General features: G+C 71.7%; 15 protein-coding genes, 1 rRNA gene, 1 pseudogene and 1 riboswitch. Of the genes and pseudogenes, 3 read left to right on the forward strand and 14 right to left on the reverse strand.

The window, feature by feature from the left end:
* Positions 1-27: 27 nt before the first annotated feature.
* Both D7231_RS28390 and D7231_RS28395 read right to left on the reverse strand, forming a co-directional pair.
* Positions 28-837 (reverse strand): CPBP family intramembrane glutamic endopeptidase, encoded by an 810-nt coding sequence (locus D7231_RS28390; protein WP_120758435.1) that lies wholly within the window; start codon positions 835-837, stop codon positions 28-30.
* A gap of 196 nt (positions 838-1,033) precedes the next feature.
* Complete coding sequence (locus D7231_RS28395) at positions 1,034-2,539, reverse strand: glutamate-cysteine ligase family protein (protein WP_120758418.1); 1,506 nt, start codon at positions 2,537-2,539, stop codon at positions 1,034-1,036.
* Positions 2,540-3,044: 505 nt separating this feature from the next.
* Between D7231_RS28395 and D7231_RS28400 the strand changes: the two genes are divergently transcribed.
* Together D7231_RS28400 and D7231_RS28405 are read left to right on the forward strand one after the other, a co-directional pair.
* On the forward strand, positions 3,045-3,632 hold the full coding sequence (locus tag D7231_RS28400; RefSeq protein ID WP_120758419.1) for a hypothetical protein: 588 nt from the start codon (positions 3,045-3,047) through the stop codon (positions 3,630-3,632).
* A gap of 310 nt (positions 3,633-3,942) precedes the next feature.
* Positions 3,943-4,149 (forward strand): DUF5999 family protein, encoded by a 207-nt coding sequence (locus D7231_RS28405; protein WP_030364449.1) that lies wholly within the window; start codon positions 3,943-3,945, stop codon positions 4,147-4,149.
* Positions 4,150-4,298: 149 nt separating this feature from the next.
* Here the strand turns inward: D7231_RS28405 and gcvP are convergent, their stop codons facing one another.
* Positions 4,299-7,184, reverse strand: a complete 2,886-nt coding sequence (gene gcvP, locus D7231_RS28410; RefSeq protein ID WP_120758421.1) for an aminomethyl-transferring glycine dehydrogenase — start codon at positions 7,182-7,184, stop codon at positions 4,299-4,301.
* A gap of 192 nt (positions 7,185-7,376) precedes the next feature.
* Positions 7,377-7,486: riboswitch (glycine riboswitch) on the reverse strand.
* 109 nt (positions 7,487-7,595) lie between these two features.
* Between gcvP and D7231_RS28415 the strand changes: the two are divergent.
* Positions 7,596-7,949, forward strand: a pseudogene (locus tag D7231_RS28415) (PRC-barrel domain-containing protein); the annotation flags it as partial.
* Between the two features lie 56 nt (positions 7,950-8,005).
* On the opposite strand, the gene D7231_RS28425 reads toward D7231_RS28415, so the two are convergent.
* The 11 genes from D7231_RS28425 to rrf all read right to left on the reverse strand — a co-directional run.
* Positions 8,006-9,889: a DNA polymerase IV gene (locus D7231_RS28425; RefSeq protein WP_199739479.1), complete on the reverse strand. Its 1,884-nt coding sequence runs from the start codon at positions 9,887-9,889 to the stop codon at positions 8,006-8,008.
* Positions 9,890-9,956: 67 nt separating this feature from the next.
* Positions 9,957-10,574: a MerR family transcriptional regulator gene (locus tag D7231_RS28430; protein ID WP_120758422.1), complete on the reverse strand. Its 618-nt coding sequence runs from the start codon at positions 10,572-10,574 to the stop codon at positions 9,957-9,959.
* A gap of 205 nt (positions 10,575-10,779) precedes the next feature.
* The gene (locus D7231_RS28435; protein ID WP_030364453.1) at positions 10,780-11,253 is read right to left on the reverse strand and encodes a bifunctional nuclease family protein; all 474 of its coding nucleotides are present in this window, start codon (positions 11,251-11,253) and stop codon (positions 10,780-10,782) included.
* A gap of 52 nt (positions 11,254-11,305) precedes the next feature.
* Complete coding sequence (gene ftsR / locus D7231_RS28440; protein ID WP_120758423.1) at positions 11,306-12,115, reverse strand: transcriptional regulator FtsR; 810 nt, start codon at positions 12,113-12,115, stop codon at positions 11,306-11,308.
* A gap of 41 nt (positions 12,116-12,156) precedes the next feature.
* Entirely contained in the window at positions 12,157-13,020 is an 864-nt protein-coding gene (locus D7231_RS28445) for an FHA domain-containing protein (protein ID WP_120758424.1), read from the reverse strand.
* A gap of 106 nt (positions 13,021-13,126) precedes the next feature.
* Positions 13,127-14,218 carry a DUF881 domain-containing protein gene (locus D7231_RS28450; RefSeq protein WP_422396763.1) on the reverse strand — a complete coding sequence of 364 codons (1,092 nt, stop codon included), beginning with the start codon at positions 14,216-14,218 and terminating at the stop codon, positions 13,127-13,129.
* A gap of 5 nt (positions 14,219-14,223) precedes the next feature.
* Entirely contained in the window at positions 14,224-14,556 is a 333-nt protein-coding gene (locus D7231_RS28455; protein WP_030364457.1) for a small basic family protein, read from the reverse strand.
* A complete protein-coding gene (locus D7231_RS28460; protein WP_120758425.1) occupies positions 14,553-15,470 on the reverse strand; it encodes a DUF881 domain-containing protein in 918 nt (305 codons plus the stop codon). Before D7231_RS28460 ends, D7231_RS28455 begins: the two co-directional genes overlap by 4 nt.
* Positions 15,471-15,601: 131 nt before the next feature.
* Positions 15,602-18,097 (reverse strand): mannose-1-phosphate guanyltransferase, encoded by a 2,496-nt coding sequence (locus D7231_RS28465; RefSeq protein ID WP_120758426.1) that lies wholly within the window; start codon positions 18,095-18,097, stop codon positions 15,602-15,604.
* A gap of 102 nt (positions 18,098-18,199) precedes the next feature.
* Positions 18,200-18,790, reverse strand: a complete 591-nt coding sequence (gene clsA, locus D7231_RS28470; protein ID WP_194962552.1) for a cardiolipin synthase ClsA — start codon at positions 18,788-18,790, stop codon at positions 18,200-18,202.
* A gap of 195 nt (positions 18,791-18,985) precedes the next feature.
* Positions 18,986-19,052 (reverse strand): 5S ribosomal RNA (gene rrf / locus D7231_RS38570); the annotation flags it as partial.

Genomic DNA, 19,052 nt, shown 5'->3' on the forward strand with positions numbered 1-19,052 from the left:
CGGCGGCCCGACGGCGCGGACGTGCCGTCAGGCCGTCGGCAGCCAGCCCACCTTGCCCGCGAGCAGCGCGTACCCCACGAACGCCACGGTGTCGATCAGCGCGTGCGCGGCCACCAGCGGCCCGACCCGCCCCCAGCGCCGGTAGAGCAGGACGAAGACCGCGCCCATCACCATGTTCCCGAGGAACCCGCCGACGCCTTGGTACAGGTGGTACGAACCGCGCAGCACCGCACTCGCCGCGAGTGCCGCCGCCGGGGTCCACCCCAGCTGCCCCAGCCGGCGCAGCAGGTACCCGACGACCACGACCTCCTCCAGCACCGCGTTCTGCACCGCGGACGCCACGAGGACGGGGATCTTCCACCACACGTCGGGCAGCGACTCCGGCACCACGGTCAGGTTGAAGCCCGCTGCCCGTACGCCGAGGTAGAACAGCAGGCCCGTGCCGCCGATGGCCGCCGCCAGACCGGTGCCGCGCGTCAGGTCGAAGCCCGGGCGGTCCCGGTCGAGCCCGACCGCGCGCAGGCCCGGCGCGCCCTCGCGCAGCAGCAGGTGCGCCACCAGGAGGACCGGCACGAGCGCGGTTGCGATGCCGAAGACCTGCCAGGACAGGTCGAGCCAGGGGCGGCCGGGGGCGTGCGAGGCGTTGAGGTTGGCGGCCTGGTCCTTGAGCCCGCCCGGCCTGGTGAGCGCGCCGGTGAAGCTGATCAGCGACGAGACCGCGCTGGCCCCCAGGGACAGCGCCAGGACGAGCAGCGTCTCGCTGCGCAGCGTGCGCCGCCCGACGACGGCCGCGCCGGGCGGCGGGCCGGGCGGCGGGCCGGGCCTGGTGCCCGGCACGATGCCGTCCTCACCCTGTGCGTTCTGCCCCACCCGTGCCTCCCCTTCCTCCCGCCCCACCAGCGGAGAGGCGCCGTGCCGGGCCGCCCGAGGCGGCGGCCGCCGTCACAGCTTGCCCGACGCGCCGGTGTGCGTGGGGCAGGGGGTACGGGTGAGGGGGACGTGTCCGCCGGCGGACCGTCACCGGGCGATGGGCTCAGTCCCCAAGACCCGCCGGCCACGTGTGCACCGGCGCCCCCGTCCGCATCAGCTCGCAGTAGCGCCTGGTGGTGGCGGCCAGCGCCTTGTGCCGGTCCAGGCCGCGCTCCAGGGCCCGGTGGTACGCGGCGGCCTGCCACGTGGCGCCGTTGGTACGGCTGCGGCAGCGGCCCTCGACGACGCCGAGGTAGCGGTCCCGGTCGGCGGGCTCCACGCCCCAGGCGTCCAGCCCGGCCGCGGCGAGCGGCAGCAGCTCCTCCTGGACGAGCCGGACGGCGGGCATCCGCTCCAGGGCGCCGGCGCGCCCGCCCGGCTTGGGCCAGCGCAGCCAGGCGTCGATGCCGTGCCGGCAGGCCGCGTCGAAGTTCTCGGCGGCGACGGCGAACGGCATCCTGCTCCACACCGGCCGCGGCTCCTCGGCGAGCGCCCTGACCAGCCCGTAGTAGAAGGCGGTGTTGGCGATGACATCGGTGACGGTGGGGCCCGCGGGCAGCACGCGGTTCTCCACCCGTAAGTGGGGCACGCCGTCGGCGACCCCGTAGACGGGCCGGTTCCAGCGGTAGATCGTCCCGTTGTGCAGGGTCAGCTCGTGCAGCATCGGCACGCCGCCCTCGTCGAGCACGCGCACCGGGTCCTCGTCGTCGGAGATGGGCAGCACCGGCGGGAAGAAGCGCAGGTTCTCCTCGAACAGCTCGTACGCGGAATCGATCCAGCGCTCGCCGAACCACGTGCGCGGCCGCACCCCCTGGGCCGTGAGCTCGGGCTGGCGGGTGTCGGTGGACTGCACGAACAGCGGCGGGCGGGACTCGCGCCACAGCTCCCGGCCGAAGAGGAAGGGCGAATTGGCGCCCACGGCGATCTGCGCGGCCGCGACGGCCTGCGCGGCGTTCCACACGGCGGCGAACCGCCCCGGCGTCACCTGCAAATGCAACTGCACCGACGTGCAGGCGGCTTCGGGGGCGATCGACTCGGCGGTGCAGGTCAGCCGTTCGACGCCCTCGATGTCGATCGTGAAGTGCTCGCCCCGGGCGGCCACGACCTGCGCGTTCAGCATCGCGTAGCGCTCGTCGGCGGAGAGGTTCGCCGAGACCAGATGACGGTCCTCCAGGGTCGGCAGAATACCGATCATCACGACCCCGGAATCGACTTCCATGGCTTTGCGGTCGGCATAGTGGAGGGTGGTGCGCAACTCCTCGGCAAGCTGGTCGAGGACGCTTCCGGAGAGCCGGTGCGGAACAATATTCACTTCCAGGTTGAACCGGCCGAGTTCAGTCTGGAAATCACCGCTGGCGATACGCTCCAGCACTTCGGCGTTCACCATGCTCGGCATCCCGTCGGCCCCCGCGAGATTCAGCTCGATCTCCAGGCCCATGAGATTCCTGGGACGGTCGAAACGCTTCTCTTCCAGCAGTCTCGCCAGTGCTTCCAGGCACTGCCGGAGCTTTGCCCGGTGGCGCTGCCGGTCGGCGAGGCCGATGCCCCCGGCCACGACCTTGTCCCCCATTGCAGGGTCCCTCCTCACATGGGTCGCCGCGGCGCCGGCGGCTCGCGTCACGGTCGATGATGCCCAGCCAATGTGATCGATAACGCCCCGCCGGGACCGCATACCCGCTAGGCTCTCGGCAACGCATCCGGTGGCACATTCCGTGGGCATGAAGGGTCGCCCGGGCAATCCCTATAGCACCGGTGACGACGCTGGTGATAAACACCGACGAGATTCGGCCTACCCTGCCCGGGGAAGAATACGAGGTGGCGTGCCCGGCCATGGCACAGAATCACCGAAATCACCCCCTGACGGGGCCCTGATATCCCCTTGCCGGAAATACTGGCGACAGCTAGCCGAAACACCATGTGAACACGTGTCGTATAAACTTCGGGGACGAGGCGGAGAGTAGGCGCCCGGCCCCGGCTGCCGGTAAGGTCCCGGCCCCCCTCTGACCCCGCACGCCGACAGCGTCGTCCGCACCCTGCCCAGCACCACGTGTCTCCGAAGTGAGAGGCGACCCACCATGCCGCTGCATGTCCCCCCGGCCCCTGCGCCCGCCCTGCGCAGTGTTCTGAGCGCCCTCGGCTCCCCCTCCGCCGTGCGCGAGGCCCGCACCCCGTCGCTGAAGGCCGCGCAAGGGCCGCTGACCCCCGAACTCCCCCTGCCCGTACACGTGCTGGAGCAGGTCACGGGCCGCGGGGGCGCGCCGCGCAGCCGGCTCACCGGCTGGCGGTTCCTGATCCGCGGCGCGGAGCGGGTGGTGGCCGCGGGCGAGACGGTGCGGACCGCGGACGGCTGGAAGTTCGCGCACTTCTGCGAAGGCCCCTATCTCGCCTCGACGGAGCGCGCACTGCGGCAGGCGGAGGCGATGGCGACCCCGTACCAGCCCCGGCTGCTGTCCGTGCCCGAGCTCTACATGCTCACCCTCTGGCTGCACGGGGACGTCACCGCCGACGCCTCCTCCGGGCTGCCCGGCCCCGGCGACCTCCTGGTGCCGCTCGCTCCCGCCCCTCCCGGCATCGCCGCGCACCGCCCCCACCGGTTCGCCGATCTGCTGCCCGTCCTGACCCTCCGTCTGACGCCCGCGCCGCTGCTGAAGACGCCCGCCTGACCGGGCTCCCGCCCCGCTCCGTCGTCCGTGCGCCCCGAGGCCCCTGCCACGGGGCGCACACGTGTGCTCATCCTCCTGGGCTAGCCCGTACCGGCCACGTACAACCATCCGTCCGGGCAGTCGTGTTGGGAGCAACCGCCCGCATGGGTGACGCGTCTCCAACGAGTGAGGAGCGCTGCCGGGAAATCCCTGCGGAATCTCGCCCGTGGGGCAACACTGGTATCGACCAACCGATTCGCCAACGGGGGGCGGCATGAACACCGAATCGAGCCGCACGACAGCCACCACATCACAGCGAAAGAACCTTCCCATGTGCCAGCACCAGCCCACGTGCCCCTCAGCCGACTCCACCGACCGGGAAGCCGCGCACCTCGTGGCGCACCACCCGGAGCAGGGCTGGAGCCTGCTGTGCAACGGCGTCCTGCACTTCGAGGACACCGGTGAGCTGCTGCCGGACGGCCGCGTCATCGCGCCGCACCGGCCGCTGGATCCGGGAAATGTGGTGACGGCCGCCTGAGCTCGCACCACCGCACCAGCACCGAAGGCACCGCACGCACGACACGCACCGCACGTACGGCACCGCAAGCACGCAGAGGGGCCGGCCCGGCGAAATCGCCGGACCGGCCCCTTCCAGGACCAGGCCCCTAGCGAGGCCCGTCGCCCTGATCAGCCGTCGTAGTCCTCCAGCGGCGGGCAGGAGCAGACGAGGTTGCGGTCGCCGTAGGCACCGTCGACGCGCCGCACCGGCGGCCAGTACTTGTCGGCGGCGGAGACCCCGGCCGGGAAGACGGCTTCCTCACGGCTGTACGCGTGCTCCCACGCGCCGGTCACGGACGCGGCGGTGTGCGGGGCGTTCCGCAGCGGGTTGTCGTCCTTGTCCCACTCCCCCGAGCCGACCTTCTCGATCTCGGCGCGGATGGCGATCATCGCCTCGCAGAAACGATCCAGTTCGGCGATGTCCTCGCTCTCCGTGGGCTCGATCATCAGGGTGCCGGCCACCGGGAAGGACATGGTCGGCGCGTGGAAGCCGTAGTCGATCAGACGCTTGGCGACGTCGTCGACGCTCACGCCGGTGGCCTTGGTCAGCGGCCGCAGGTCCACGATGCACTCGTGCGCCACCAGGCCGTTCGGGCCGGTGTAGAGCACGGGGTAGTGCGGCTCCAGGCGCTTGGCGATGTAGTTGGCGCCCAGGACCGCCACCTGCGTGGCGCGCCGCAGGCCCTCGCCGCCCATCAGCCGGACGTACGCCCAGGAGATCGGCAGGATGCCGGCCGAGCCCCACGGGGCCGCCGAGATCGGGCCGACGCCCGTCTCCGGGCCGGCGGTGGGCTGCAACGGGTGGTTCGGGAGGTACGGGGCGAGGTGCGCGCGGACGGCGACCGGGCCGACGCCGGGACCGCCGCCGCCGTGCGGGATGCAGAAGGTCTTGTGCAGGTTCAGGTGCGAGACGTCGCCGCCGAACCTGCCCGGCTTCGCCAGGCCCACCAGGGCGTTGAGGTTGGCGCCGTCCACGTACACCTGGCCGCCCGCGTCGTGCACGGCGGCACAGATGTCGGCGACGTGCTCCTCGAAGACGCCGTGCGTCGACGGGTACGTGATCATCAGGACGGCCAGCTCGTCGCGGTACTGCTCGATCTTGGCGCGCAGGTCCTGGACGTCGATCTCGCCGTCGTCGGCGGTCTTGACGACGACGACCTTCATGCCGGCCATCACGGCGCTCGCGGCGTTGGTGCCGTGCGCCGAGGACGGGATCAGGCAGACGGTGCGCTGCGCGTCGCCGTTGGCGCGGTGGTAGGCGCGCACGGCCAGCAGGCCGGCGAGCTCGCCCTGGGAGCCGGCGTTCGGCTGGATGGAGACCTTGTCGTAGCCGGTGACCTCGGCGAGCCGCTCCTCCAGCTCGGTGATCAGCGTGACGTAGCCCCGGGCCTGCCCGATCGGGGCGAAGGGGTGCAGCGCGCCGAACTCGGGCCAGGTGACCGGCTCCATCTCGGTCGTGGCGTTGAGCTTCATGGTGCAGGAGCCGAGCGGGATCATGCCGCGGTCCAGGGCGTAGTCCCGGTCGGCGAGGCGGCGCAGGTAGCGCAGCATGGCCGTCTCGGAGCGGTGCTCGTGGAAGACCGGGTGCGTGAGGTAGTCGCCGGTGCGCAGCAGGGCCTCGGGGAGCACCTCGGCAGCCACCGCGTCGAGCGTCTCGACGTCGCCCGCCGTACCGAACGCGGCCCACACGGAGGCCAGGTGGGCGCGGGTGGTGGTCTCGTCGCAGGCGATGCCCACGTGGTCGGCGTCGGTCAGGCGCAGGTTGACGCCACGCTCGCGGGCGGCCTCGACGACCTCGGCGGCCCGGCCCGGGACGCGCGCGGTCAGGGTGTCGAAGAACGCGCCGTGGACGAGCTCGACACCGCCGGCGCGCAGGCCCTCGGCGAGGATCGCGGCGTAGCGGTGGGTGCGGCGGGCGATGGCGGCCAGGCCCTGGGGGCCGTGGTAGACCGCGTACATGCCGGCCATGACGGCGAGGAGCACCTGCGCGGTGCAGATGTTGCTGGTGGCCTTCTCGCGGCGGATGTGCTGCTCGCGGGTCTGCAGGGCCAGGCGGTAGGCCTTGTTGCCGTCGGCGTCGACGGAGACGCCGACGAGGCGGCCGGGGAGGCTGCGGGCGAACTGCTCGCGCACGGCCATGAAGCCGGCGTGCGGGCCGCCGAAGCCCATGGGCACGCCGAAGCGCTGGGTGGTGCCGACCGCGATGTCCGCGCCGAGCTCGCCGGGCGACGTCAGCAGGGTCAGGGCCAGCAGGTCGGCCGCGACGGTGACGATCGCACCGAGCTCGTGGGCGCGCTCGATGACCGGGCGCAGGTCGCGCACGGCGCCCGAGGCGCCGGGGTACTGGAGGAGCACGCCGAAGACGCCGCGCTCGGCGATCTCGTCGGGGATGCCCGCGCTGAGGTCCGCGACGACGACCTCGACGCCGGTCGGCTCGGCGCGGGTCTCGATCACGGCAGTGGTCTGCGGCAGGGTGTCGGCGTCGACGAGGAAGACGCCCTTCTTGACCTTGCCGACGCGGCGGGACAGGGACATGGCCTCGGCGGCGGCGGTGCCCTCGTCGAGGAGGGAGGCGCCGGAGGTGGGCAGCCCGGTCAGGTCGGCGACGACGGTCTGGAAGTTGAGCAGGGCCTCCAGGCGGCCCTGGGAGATCTCCGGCTGGTACGGCGTGTAGGCCGTGTACCAGGCGGGGTTCTCCATGACGTTGCGCAGGATCACCGGCGGGGTGAACGTGCCGTGGTAGCCGAGGCCGATCATCGGGGCGAGGACCTCGTTGCGGTCGGCCAGGGTGCGCAGCTCGGCGAGGACCTCGGCCTCGCTGCGGGCCTCGGGCAGGGCCAGGGCGCCCACGCTCCGGATCACCTCCGGCACGGCGGCGGCGGTGAGCTCGTCCAGCGAACCGAAGCCGACCTGGGCGAGCATCTTCGCCTGGGCCTCGCCGTCGGGGCCTATGTGGCGGCGCTCGAAGGGCGTGTCCCGCTCCAGGTCGGAAAGGGCGATGCGGTGGGCAGTCATCTGCGGAGGCCTCCTGGTCGTTGCGACCTGCGAGGGGTACCACGGCGTGGGTACCCGGACGGCCTCCCCCTCTGTCATCTCAACCTGAGAGCTTCACCGGACCGCGGCGCGCGCGGGCCGGCTTTCACCGTCGGTGAGGAAGGGCTTCGGCGCGCTGTCGCTGACCGGGCCCGCCCTGCTTTCCAGAGTGACCTCGTCCGTGCGGTACGGGTGCCTGAGAGATTCCGGGGAGGATTTGCTCCTTCGGCGCCTCCGCTCACCCCGCTGAGCGGGCTTCCGGAGGACTCTCCCGCACGGGTTCTGCGGCCACTCGTCAGCCTACCAGCGCAACTTTCCCGTGGGTTCTCCCGAGTGGCCGCTTCCCGGTTTGTGTTTTTGGGTGGGAGAAGGCGCCGATCCTGGGAGGAAACCGTGCAGAGCGACATCGATCCCCGGAGCCTGATCGGCTGGAAGGTCTTCGACCGGGACGGGACGAAGATCGGCACGGTGGACGAGGTCTACCTCGACGACGCGACCGGCGAACCGCTGTGGGCGGCGGTACGGACCGGCTTCTTCCGGCGGGACGCGTTCGTGCCCCTGGCGACGAGTGAGGTGGCCGGGCAGTCCCTGCGCACCGCGTACGACCGGGCGCTGATCAAGGACGCGCCCGACTTCGGCGTGGGCCGCCACCTCTCCCCCGAACAGGAGCTCCAGCTCTACCACCACTACCGCCTCCCGATCCCGGGCGAGCCCCCGGCCCCGCCCGCGGGCCCGGCCTCGCCCCCGGGCCCGGCCCCGCCCCCGGGCCACGGCCCACCCCGCAACCCATGCCGAAGGCCGCCTCAGCCCCCCGAAACGGGCCGGGCTTCACGCTCTGCGTCGGCGGCGGCCCCCGGAACGTTTCCGCATACGGGATCCGGTACGGGCGCGGGACCGGCTCCCGCCGCAGGACGCACTCCGGGCCCCGGGCCGACGTCGGCTTCCGGCCCTGGAGCAGCACTGCACACCGGATCCGGTACGGATCCGGGACCGGCCCCCGGGCCGGCCTCGGGGCCCGCGTCAGCGTGCGGCCTCGGATCAGGTCCGCTTGCCGGATTCAGTACGGGTTCGGGGCCCGGGCCCGAGTCGGCTTCAGGCCCCTGACCCGAGTCGGTTCCGGGTTCGGGGGCTTCTTCCGGGACCGGGTCGGCTACGGGGCCCGGGCCGAGGCCGGGGCCAGGTCCTGGATCGCCTTCCGGGCCGGGGCCGAGTCCGGATCCCGGATCGGCCTCCGGGGCGGATCCCGGTTCCGGGAGCGGAGCGGCTCCGGTGTCGCCGGCCGGCCCCGGCGGCGGGGCCTGAGCCGCGTCCGTGGCCGCATCCTCGCCCGGCAGGGCACCCCGTACGAGGGGGAGCGGCTCCCCCGGTTCCAGGTCGGGGTCGTCGACCGCGAAGGTCCGTACCCGGCCCGGCTCCGACCAGGGCGTTTCGAAGCGGACCGTGACCCGGCCGACCCCGCTGCCCTGCACCCACCCCGCCCCGTACTCGGCGTGCCGCACATCCAGGCCCGGCAGCCAGCGCCGCGGCCTGACCACCGCACCCGCGCCCTCCCCCGGCGCCTCCTCGGGGCCCTGCGGTGCCTCCGCCGCGTCGGCAGCCGCACCCGCCGCCTCGCTCGCGGCCTGCGCGAACAGGTCCTCCTGCGTGTAGTCGGCGAGGCCGCTGACGCCGACGCCCAGCAGCCGGACGCCGGTCGTGGTGTCGACGCCGTCGAGCAGCCGGGCCGCCGCCTCCCGGACCACCCCGGGGTCGTCCGTCGGGCCGCGCAGGGTCTCGGAGCGGGTCAGCGTGGAGAAGTCGTAGCTGCGCACCTTGATCACGACGGTGCGCCCCGACCGGCCGGCCGCGCGCAGCCGCTGGACGCAGCGGTCGGCGAGCCGCGCGATCTCCAGCTGCACCCGGGTCCGGTCGGTCAGGTCCTCCTCGAAGGTGTCCTCCACGGAGACGGACTTGGCGTCCCGCTCGGCGACGACGGGGCGATCGTCATGGCCGGTGGCCATGGCGTACAGCCCCGCGCCGTGCGCTTTGCCCAGGAGCCGCACCAGCTCCGCCTCGCCCGCCTCCGCGGTCTCCGCGACGGTGGTGATGCCCGCCCGGCGCAGCGTCTCGGCGGTGGCGGGGCCGACGCCCGGGATGGCGCGCACGGACATGGGCCACAGCCGCTCCAGCTCGGTGCCCGGCTCTATGAGCAGCAGCCCGTCGGGCTTGGCCTCCTCGGAGGCGATCTTCGCGAGCATCTTGGAGGCGGCGAGCCCCACCGACCCGCTCAGCCCCGTCGCCGTACGGATGTCACGGCGCAGGCGCTCGCCGACGGCCCGCACGGCCGCCGCGGTGGGCTCGACGCCCCCGGCCTCCAGATCCACGAACGCCTCGTCGAGGCTGAGCGGCTCCACCAGCGGCGACAGCGCGCCCAGCAGGCCCATGACGACCTCGCTGATGTCCCGGTAGAGCGAGAAGCGCGGGGTGAGGTAGGCGGCGTTGGGGCACAGCCTGCGGGCCTGCGCCGTGGCCATCGCGGAGCGGACGCCGAAGACCCTCGCCTCGTACGACGCGGTGGCCACCACGCCGCGCGGCCCGATCCCGCCCACGACCACGGGTTTTCCGCGCAGGCTGGGCTTGGCCGCCTGCTCGGCCGAAGCGTAGAAAGCATCCATGTCGAGATGCAGGATGGTCGGCGCGCCTCTCACGACACCGATGCTCCCTCACACCACTGACAATCGCACTCACGTACGACGCGAGCGGTGGGGCCGCAGGTCAGCCGACGCGGTTGCGGCGGCGCGCCAGCTCGTCCGCGGGGTTGGGGCGGACGAGCGTCTCGCCCGTGTCCACGCGCTCCCCGTGCAGCTGGGACAGCGCGCTCTCGACATCGCGCCAGACGACGCCCACGGCGATCCCGAAGACGCCCTGCCCGCCTTGGAGGAGATCGACGACCTCGTCGGGCGAGGTGCACTCGTAGACCGTCGCGCCGTCGCTCATGAGCGTCATCCGCGGCAGGTCGGCCGCGCCGCGCGAGCGCAGGTGCTGGACGGCCGTGCGGATGTTCTGGAGCGAGACCCCCGTGTCCAGGAGCCGCTTCACGATCTTGAGGACGACCACGTCCCGGAAGCTGTAGAGCCGCTGGTTGCCCGCGCCGTGCGCGGGCCGCACGCTCGGCTCGACCAGGCCCGTACGCGCCCAGTAGTCGAGCTGGCGGTAGGTGATGCCGGCCGCGGCGCACGCCGTCGGCCCTCGATAGCCGATGAGATCGGCCTCCGGCCCGCGCGGTGCGGTGACCGCCGCTGCCGGGATCACATGACGGGGTGCCTGTTCGACCGCTCCCCCGAACAGCGGATACGGACTGCCGACCGCCGTCCCGTCGCCCATGCTTCTCACGCCGACCTCCGTCCTTGACCTGCCCTCTCGACGGTAGGCAGTCACCAGGGGTGCGTCAACGATCGCCACACTCGGCACGCCGAGTGATAATCACCCAGAGAGTGGTTTTGCGTGCCCCTGCGCCGGGAAAGGCTAGTCGAATGCGCCGCGGCGGACCGCCGCGAGCCGCTCCGGCCGGCTCACCGGCCACCGGCGCCGGGCCGGCTCACTGGCTGCTGCTGCCGAAGTCCTCCGGCGAGATCTGGTCGAGGAACTCGCGGAACTTCTCGACCTCGTCCTCCTGCTCGTCCGGGATCGCGATCCCGGCGTCGTCCAGCACACCGTCGCTGCCGTAGATCGGCGTGCCGGTGCGCAGCGCCAGCGCTATGGCGTCGGACGGCCGGGCGCTGACCTCCACGCCGCTGGCGAAGACGAGCTCCGCGTAGAACACACCCTCACGCAGGTCCGTGATGCGGACCTCCGTGAGCTGCTGGCCGACCGCTTCCAGCACGTCCTTGAAAAGGTCGTGGGTCAGCGGGCGGGCAGGGGCCATGCCCTGCTGGGCAAAGGCAATGGCCGTCGCCTCTCCCGGTCCGATCCAGATCGGGAGGTAGCGGTCGCCTCCCACTTCACGCAGGAGCACGATCGGCTGGTTGGAGGGCATTTCCACCCGGACACCCACGACATCGAGCTCGTTCACACAGCAACCCTAGGACGTGCCCGGCAGGTTTGGGTAGTCGGGCACTCGCCGCTCAGTGCGAGCCCGCGTGCAGGGCGGCCTGCACGAGCGCCGCGTGCAGGCGCACGGACAGCGTGGCCAGCTCGCGCGTGGTGGCCTCCGCATGCGCCCTGGTCTGCGGATTGCGGTGCCGCCGCAGGGGTGCGACCACCTGTTCGACCAGGCCTGCCTGGCGGTCGGCGGCGGCCTTCATGACGCGCAGGTGGCGCGGCTCCAGGCCGAAACGGCCCAGGTCCGCCACGAGGCGCGCGACGGCCACCGCATCGGCGTCGAATCCGCCGTCCGGGTGGGGGGTGACCAGCCCGTACGACTCCCACTCCGCCAGGTCACCCTCCGTGACACCGGTGGCACTCAGAAGTTCTTCCCGGCCGAGCCGCGGGGGCGGGACGGGCTCGAACGCGCCCGGCTCCGCGCCGTCGTCCCGGGCGGCATCACCGGCGGCGCCGGGCGGCCCGGCGATACGGCCGTCGGCGGCCACGAGCGCGCCGTCACGCGGCTTTGCGGGGGCGGGCAGCTGCGGCGCCTCGCCCCGGGCCCGCGCCTCCAGGTGCTCCTTGATGACCCGCAGGGGCAGGTAGTGATCGCGCTGCATGCGCAGCACGCACCCGAGCCGCTCCACGTCCTCCGTACTGAACTTGCGGTATCCGGACGGCGTGCGCTGCGGCTCCACCAGACCCTCCGCCTCCAGGAAACGAATCTTGGAGATGGTGACCTCGGGGAACTCCTCGCGGAGCAGGTTGAGCACCGTGCCGATGCTCACCAGCCGTCCTTCCGCGCCGGCGGCACCGGGAGACCCGGCACCGCCCGACGGTGTTCGAAGCATGGCCCTTCCTTGGGGTCCCCCCGGACGTGGTCCGGGGAGGGTCAGATGCCCCGCTGGCTGCCGTAGAAGACCAGCCGGTACTTGCCGATCTGGACCTCGTCGCCACTGTTGAGCGACACCGAGTCGATCCGCTCGCGGTTGACGTACGTGCCGTTGAGGCTGCCGACGTCGGAAACGGTGAAGCTGCCGTCCTGGCCTCTGCGGAACTCCACGTGCCGGCGGGAGACCGTGACGTCGTCCAGGAAGATGTCGCTCTGCGGGTGCCGGCCCGCCGTGGTGATCTCGCCGTCCAGCAGGAACCGGCTGCCGGAGTTCGGCCCGCGCCGGACCACCAGCAGGGCCGAGCCCAGCGGCAGCGCGTCGACGGCCGCCTGGGCCTCCGGGGAGAGCGACGGGATCGGCGTCTGGCCGGTGGTCTCGGAGTCGTACGCCTCGAGACCGGAGATGGAGATGGTCGAGGTCGTCTCCGAGGCGCGCTCGGCCACGGCACCCGGCCGCAGCGGGGCGCCGCAGTTGGAGCAGAACCGGCTCCCCTCGCCGTTCCGGTGGCCGCACCTCGTACAAACCGGCAAGGCAGACCCTCCATGCGCGCTCGAGGTCGCTGGTGCCCCGAAACCTATGCGCCCGGTGGCAGCAGGGTCAACAGCCGACCCGCCCGGAATGTCTCCACCCGGGGCCGCCGTCTCGTCCCGGAACAGCGGACGCTCTTCGCGCGCGCCCTCCTGGCCCTGACCGCCCTCACCGTGGCGCGACGCGCGGTGGCGGGCACTGCCGCCGTCCTGGCGTGCGCTCTTGCCGAACAACTTCGCAAACAACTTCACGGGCGATTCCCCTTGACCGAAACAGACCCGCCCGTGGGGCAGGACAAACCCTCGATGCACACACCGTCCGACCCGGACATCCATACAACGTCCGTGGTCAACAGACAGTTTCCACCACGCACCCTCGACTTGGTGCGCCGACCCCCCGCAACCTCGCGGCCTCCCTCCGAAGCCGGCCCGGCCACCCGCCTCACTGCGATGACGACCGAGCGTAGTCAGGCCGCTTCGCCGGGCGCAAGGCGTCCACAATGATCTTCTCAGACCGCTGGACCGTGACGCCCGCCTGCTCCTTCTCCAGCGTCTGCACCACACCGCCGGGGATGTTGAGCGCGGGCTCCAGGTCCTGCGGCTTGCCGATCACCTTGAACCGGTAGGGCTGCGAGACCTTCTTGCCGTCGATCTCCACCTTGCCCGCCGCGCCCGAGAAATACGTGTCGGCGGCGACGCGAACGTCGTTGATCTGGATCGCCTCGGCGCCCGCGGCCCGCAGCTCCTGGATGGCGTCCAGCAGCTTGTCCGCCTCGACCATGCCCTTGGGGTCGCTCACCGTGAGCTCGATGCCCGGCCCCTGCGCCCTCACCGTGCCCGCGAGCACGCCCAGCTGCAGCTCCTTCTGCGCGGTCTGCTTGCGGGCTTCAGCAGCCTGGTTGGAGCTGCTCTCGAGCTCGGTGCGCTGGTTCTCCAGGCGCCGCTTCTCGTCCTCCAGCCGCTTGGTGCGGTTGTCGAGCTCGTCCAGGATCCGTACGAGGTCCTCCTGCCGGGCACCGCGCAGCGCGCTGTTGTCGCTGGTCGACCGGACCTGGATGGCCAGGCCCAGCCCCAGGACGCACAGCAGCACCGCGACGGTGAGCTGGGCCCGCGTCAGCCGCGGCGGCCAGAGACTGTTCAGCAGGCGCTGACGGCCCGTCACGGGCGCGGCGGCGGGCGGAGGCGCGGGAGTGGGCTCGGGCACGGGGCCGGGAGCGGCGGCGCCCCCGGACACGGACTCGGATGCGGACCCGGCGTCAGGAGCGGGCTCAGGCCCGGACCCTACGGGTTCCTCCGGCTCCTCCGACTCCTTCGGCTTACGGCCCTTGCCGGATTCGCCGGCCTCACTCGCGGGCGTGGCAGGCCTTTCGGGCTCTTCGGCTCTACCGGCCTTCTCCGCCTTTTCGTCTTTACCGGCCTTCTCGGCCCTACCGGACTTCTCGGCTTTCTTCGGCCCCTCGGCCGGCGTCCGCTCCCGCGCGGAATCCGGCTTCCCGGGCTCCTTCTCGTCGGGCGTGTTGCCGTCGCTGCTCATCGGCCTCACGCCCGGAAGACGTGCCGGCGGATCGCGGCCGCGTTGGAGAAGATGCGGATGCCGAGGACGACCACGACGCCGGTCGAGAGCTGGGCCCCGACCCCGAGCTTGTCGCCCAGGAAGACGATGAGCGCCGCCACGACCACGTTGGACAGGAAGGAGACGACGAACACCTTGTCGTCGAAGATCCCGTCCAGCATCGCCCGGAGGCCGCCGAACACCGCGTCGAGCGCCGCCACGACGGCGATGGGAAGGTAGGGCTCGACCACCGTCGGCACCACGGGACGGACGACAAGTCCGACCACGACTCCCACGACGAGGCCCAAAACGGCGATCACGATGTGCCCTTCCCTGTGTCGGTGGCGCGGCCGGCCGCGCCACCCTCCTGCGGCTGTGCGGTTCGTACGATCAGGCTCGGCGCGGCGGGCAGCCGGACCTCTCCCTGAGCGGAAATGCTGTAGCGGACCCCGTAGTTCTGCTGGAGAGCACGCAGGTACAGCCCGTCGGCGCTGCGCTGGAAGGCGTCGGCGAACTTCTGTCCGTCACCGATCGCGAGCACCGTGTACGGCGGCACCAGCGGCCTGTTGTCCACCAGTATGGCGTCACCGGCGGCCCTGATCGCCGACAGCGCCGTCAGCCGCTGCCCGTTGACCGAGACGGCCTCGGCCCCGGACTGCCACAGGCCGTTGACGATCCGCTGCATGTCGTGGTCGCGCACCCGGCCCGTGTCGGAGAAGCCGCTGCTCTCGCGCGGCCCGCCGCCGCCCTGCTTCGTCTGCTTGGCGTCGTCCACGACCAGCTTGACGCCGGGGCCCTGCACGGCCGTCGCGCCCGCGAGCAGCGCCACCAGATCGGCCTTGTCCCCGCCGTGCTTCAGGACGTCACGCTGCTTGGTGCCGACGGCGTCCCGCAGGGTGTCGACGTTCTTCTGCAACGCGTCGGCCGCCGAGGTCTCCCGTTCGATGCGGTCGATGAGCTGCTGACGCTCCTTGGCCAGCGTCGGCGCCGATATCTGCGCCTGCGCGGCCCCCAGCGTCACCACGACCGCGGCCAGCAGCAGGGCGGCCGCGAGGCCCAGCTTGGCCCGCAGCGGGCTCGGCAGCCTGCCGCCGTCCTCCGTCCCGCGCCGGGCCGCCGCTTCGGCGTAGCCGTCGTCGAGGCTGTGGTCCATCACGTTGGTCAGCAGCGACATGGAGGCGTCGGGGCGCGGCGGCGCCGGGGGCGTGCTCCGATCGGGGGGCTGCTGCGACATGCCGCACATCGTCGCACGTCGGGGGCGTCGTCTCCCAATGGCCCCACCGGCGCGCCGGGCGCGGGATCACTCCGGCACCGGTCCGGCCCCAAGGAGACGGCGCCCGCCGGGTCCTGACCGGGCGTCCGCGGTCAGCGCCCGGCGCCGTCCACGACCGCCGACCACTCGTCGAGCAGGGCCTGCGCCGAGGCGTCGTCGGGCCCCTCGGCCCACAGGTGCGTCACCGCCTCGGCCGGGTCCGGCAGCACCATGACCCAGCGCCCGTCGGCCTCCACGACCCGCACCCCGTCGGTCGTGTCCACGTGCCGGTCCCCGGCCGCCTCGACCACGGACCGCATCACGAGCCCCTTCACCGCCCACGGCGTCGGCAGGTCGCGGCGCAGCACGTGGGCGCGGGGGATGCGGGCGTCTATCTGGCTGAGCGTGAGCTGCGTGCGCGCCACCAGGCCGATGAGCCGGACGAATGCGGCGGTCCCGTCGAAGACGCTGGTGGACTCGGGGACGATGAAGCCGCCGCGCCCGTCCCCGCCGAAGATCGTGGTGTCCGCGCGGCCGACCCTGGTCAGGTCGTCGGGCGAGGTCGTGGTCCACTCGACCTGGGTGCCGTGGTACGCCGCCACCTGCTCGGCGATGCGGGTGGTGGTCACCGGCAGGGCCACCTTGCCGCTGCGCCGCTCGGCGGCGACCAGGTCGAGCAGGACGAGCAGGGCCCGGTCGTCCTCCACGATCCGGCCGCGCTCGTCGACCAGGGAGATCCGCTCGCCCACCGGGTCGAAGCGGACGCCGAACGCGGCCCGGGCCGAGGCCACGATCTCCCCGAGCCGCACCAGGCCGGAGCGGCGGTCGTCCGCGGTCTCGGTGGGCCGGGACTCGTCGAGCCCGGGGTTGATGGTGAACGCCTCCACCCCGAGCCGGCCGAGCAGGCTGGGCAGGACGAGGCCGGCGCTGCCGTGCGCCGCGTCCACCACGACCTTCAGCCCGGCCTCGGCGACTCCGCTGGTGTCCACGGACCGCAGCAGCGAGCCCGCGTACGAGTCGTAGACGCTGGAGGGGAAGGAGAGGTCGCCGATCTCTCCGGGGAAGGCCCGGCGGTACTCCTGGCGGGCGTAGACCCGGTCGAGTTTGCGCTGGCCGGCCTGGGAGAGGTCGGCGCCGCGCTCGTCGAAGAACATGATGTCGACGGAGTCCGGCACGCCCGGCGTCGTACGGATCATGATGCCGCCGGCGCTGCCGCGGGCCGTCTGCTGGCGGGCCACCGGCAGCGGGACGTTCTCCAGGTCCCGTACGTCTATGGCGCTGGCTTGCAGGGCGGAGATCACCGCACGCTTGAGCGCCCGCGCACCGCGGGAGTGGTCACGCGCGGTGGTGACGGTGGAGCCCTTCTTAAGCGTCGTGGCGTACGCGCCGGCGAGCCGCACCGCGAGCTCGGGCGTGATCTCCACGTTGAGGATGCCGGACACGCCGCGCGCGCCGAAGAGGTGGGCCTGGCCGCGGGACTCCCAGATCACCGAGGTGTTGACGAACGCGCCGGCCTCGATGGTCTTGAACGGGTAGACGCGGACGTTGCCCTGAATAATCGATTCCTCACCGACCAGGCACTCGTCACCGATGACGGCGCCGTCCTCGATGCGGGAGGCGCGCATGATGTCGGTGTTCTTGCCGATGACGCAGCCGCGGAGGTTGCTCTGCTGGCCGATGTACACGTTGTCGTGGACGACGGCCTTGTGCAGAAAGGCTCCGCTCTTGACGACGACGTTGGAGCCGACGACGGTGTGCTCGCGGATCTCGGCGCCGGCTTCGACCTTGGCGTAGTCACCGATGTAGAGCGGCCCGCGCAGTGTGGCGTCGGAGTGGACCTCGGCCCCTTCGGCCACCCATACGCCGGGCGAGATCTCGAATCCGTCTATGTCGACGTCGACTCTGCCTTCGAGCACGTCGGCCTGCGCCTTGACGTAGCTCTCGTGGGTGCCGACGTCCTCCCAGTAGCCCTCGGCGATATAGCCGTAGACCGGCTTGCCCTCCTTCATCAGCTGGGGGAAGACGTCACCGGACCAGTCGACGGGAACGTCGGCCTGGACGTAGTCGAAGACCTCGGGCTCCATGACGTAGATGCCCGTGTTCACCGTGTCGGAGAAGACCTGGCCCCAGGTGGGCTTTTCGAGGAAGCGGTCGACCTTGCCGTCCTCGTCGACGATGGTGATTCCGAATTCCAGAGGGTTGGGAACGCGGGTGAGGCAGACGGTGACGAGGGCGCCCTTCTCCTTGTGGAAACGGATCAGGTCGGTCAGGTCGAAATCGGTGAGGGCGTCTCCGGAGATCACCAGGAAGGCGTCGTCCTTGAGCGCCTCCTCGGCGTTCTTGACGCTCCCCGCGGTGCCGAGTGGCTTTTCCTCGTTGGCATAGGTGAGCTCCATGCCCAGCTCCTCGCCGTCCCCGAAGTAGTTCTTGACGAGGGAGGCGAGGAACTGCACCGTCACCACGGTCTCGGTGAGTCCGTGCCGCTTGAGCAGTCGCAGCACATGCTCCATGATCGGCCGGTTGGCGACCGGCAGGAGCGGCTTGGGCATGCTCGAGGTCATGGGGCGAAGGCGAGTGCCTTCACCACCGGCCATCACGACGGCCTTCATGTCGGAAGCGTCCTCCTTGCGAGACAACGGTCATGCCGAACAACGGTCATGCCGACTTCACGCCCGGGACGGCCGGAGTAGTGGCCGGGGTATGCGCCGGGCTCAGTCGGCCGTGGCGTCCGCCTTGACCAAGCGGCGGACCTGGACCACATAGAGGATCCCTGCCCACCAATAGAGGGTTGTACCCCATCCGGCGAACGCCCATCCGAAAATCGCGGCAAGTGACGGCAACCAGCCGTGTCCGTCACTGAGAAGCAGCAACGGGAACGCGTACATCAGGTTGAACGTCGCGGCCTTGCCCAGGAAGTTCACCTGCGGCGGCGGATAGCCGTGGCGCCTCAGGATCCACACCATGACCAGCAGCATCGCCTCGCGGGCGAGCAGGGCGAGGGTCAGCCAGAGCGGAAGGATCTCACGCCATGTCAGACCCACGAGGGTGGAAAGGATGTAGAGCCGGTCGGCGGCCGGATCGAGCAGCCGGCCGAGGCTGCTGATCTGATTCCAGCGGCGGGCGAGTTTTCCGTCGAGGTAGTCACTGACGCCGCTGAGGGCCAGGACGAGGAGCGCCCATCCGTCGTGCTTCTGGAGAATCAGCCACAGGAAGAGGGGGACGCCGACCAGGCGCGCCATGCTGAGGATGTTCGGGATGGTGAGGACGCGGTCGGTCTGGACTCGCGTCTCCTGGACCTCCACCCGGGGGCCTCCTGTGGGAAATATGCGAACGATACCCCCTGACCTTACCCTCCGGTGCGGTGCGGGTGCGGCGAGGGGCGGGCGGGGGTGGACTGGGCTGGCTGGCTGGACTTAGGAAGCCGGGAAATGTTTGGGAAACGCGAAAAAGCCCTGGCAGGAACTCTAAGGTTCCCACCAGGGCTTTCTCTAAAAATTGTTCGGCGGCGTCCTACTCTCCCACACGGTCCCCCATGCAGTACCATCGGCGCTGAAAGGCTTAGCT

The sequence above is a fragment of the Streptomyces klenkii genome, assembly GCF_003626645.1.
Classification (GTDB): Bacteria; Actinomycetota; Actinomycetes; order Streptomycetales; family Streptomycetaceae; genus Streptomyces; species Streptomyces klenkii.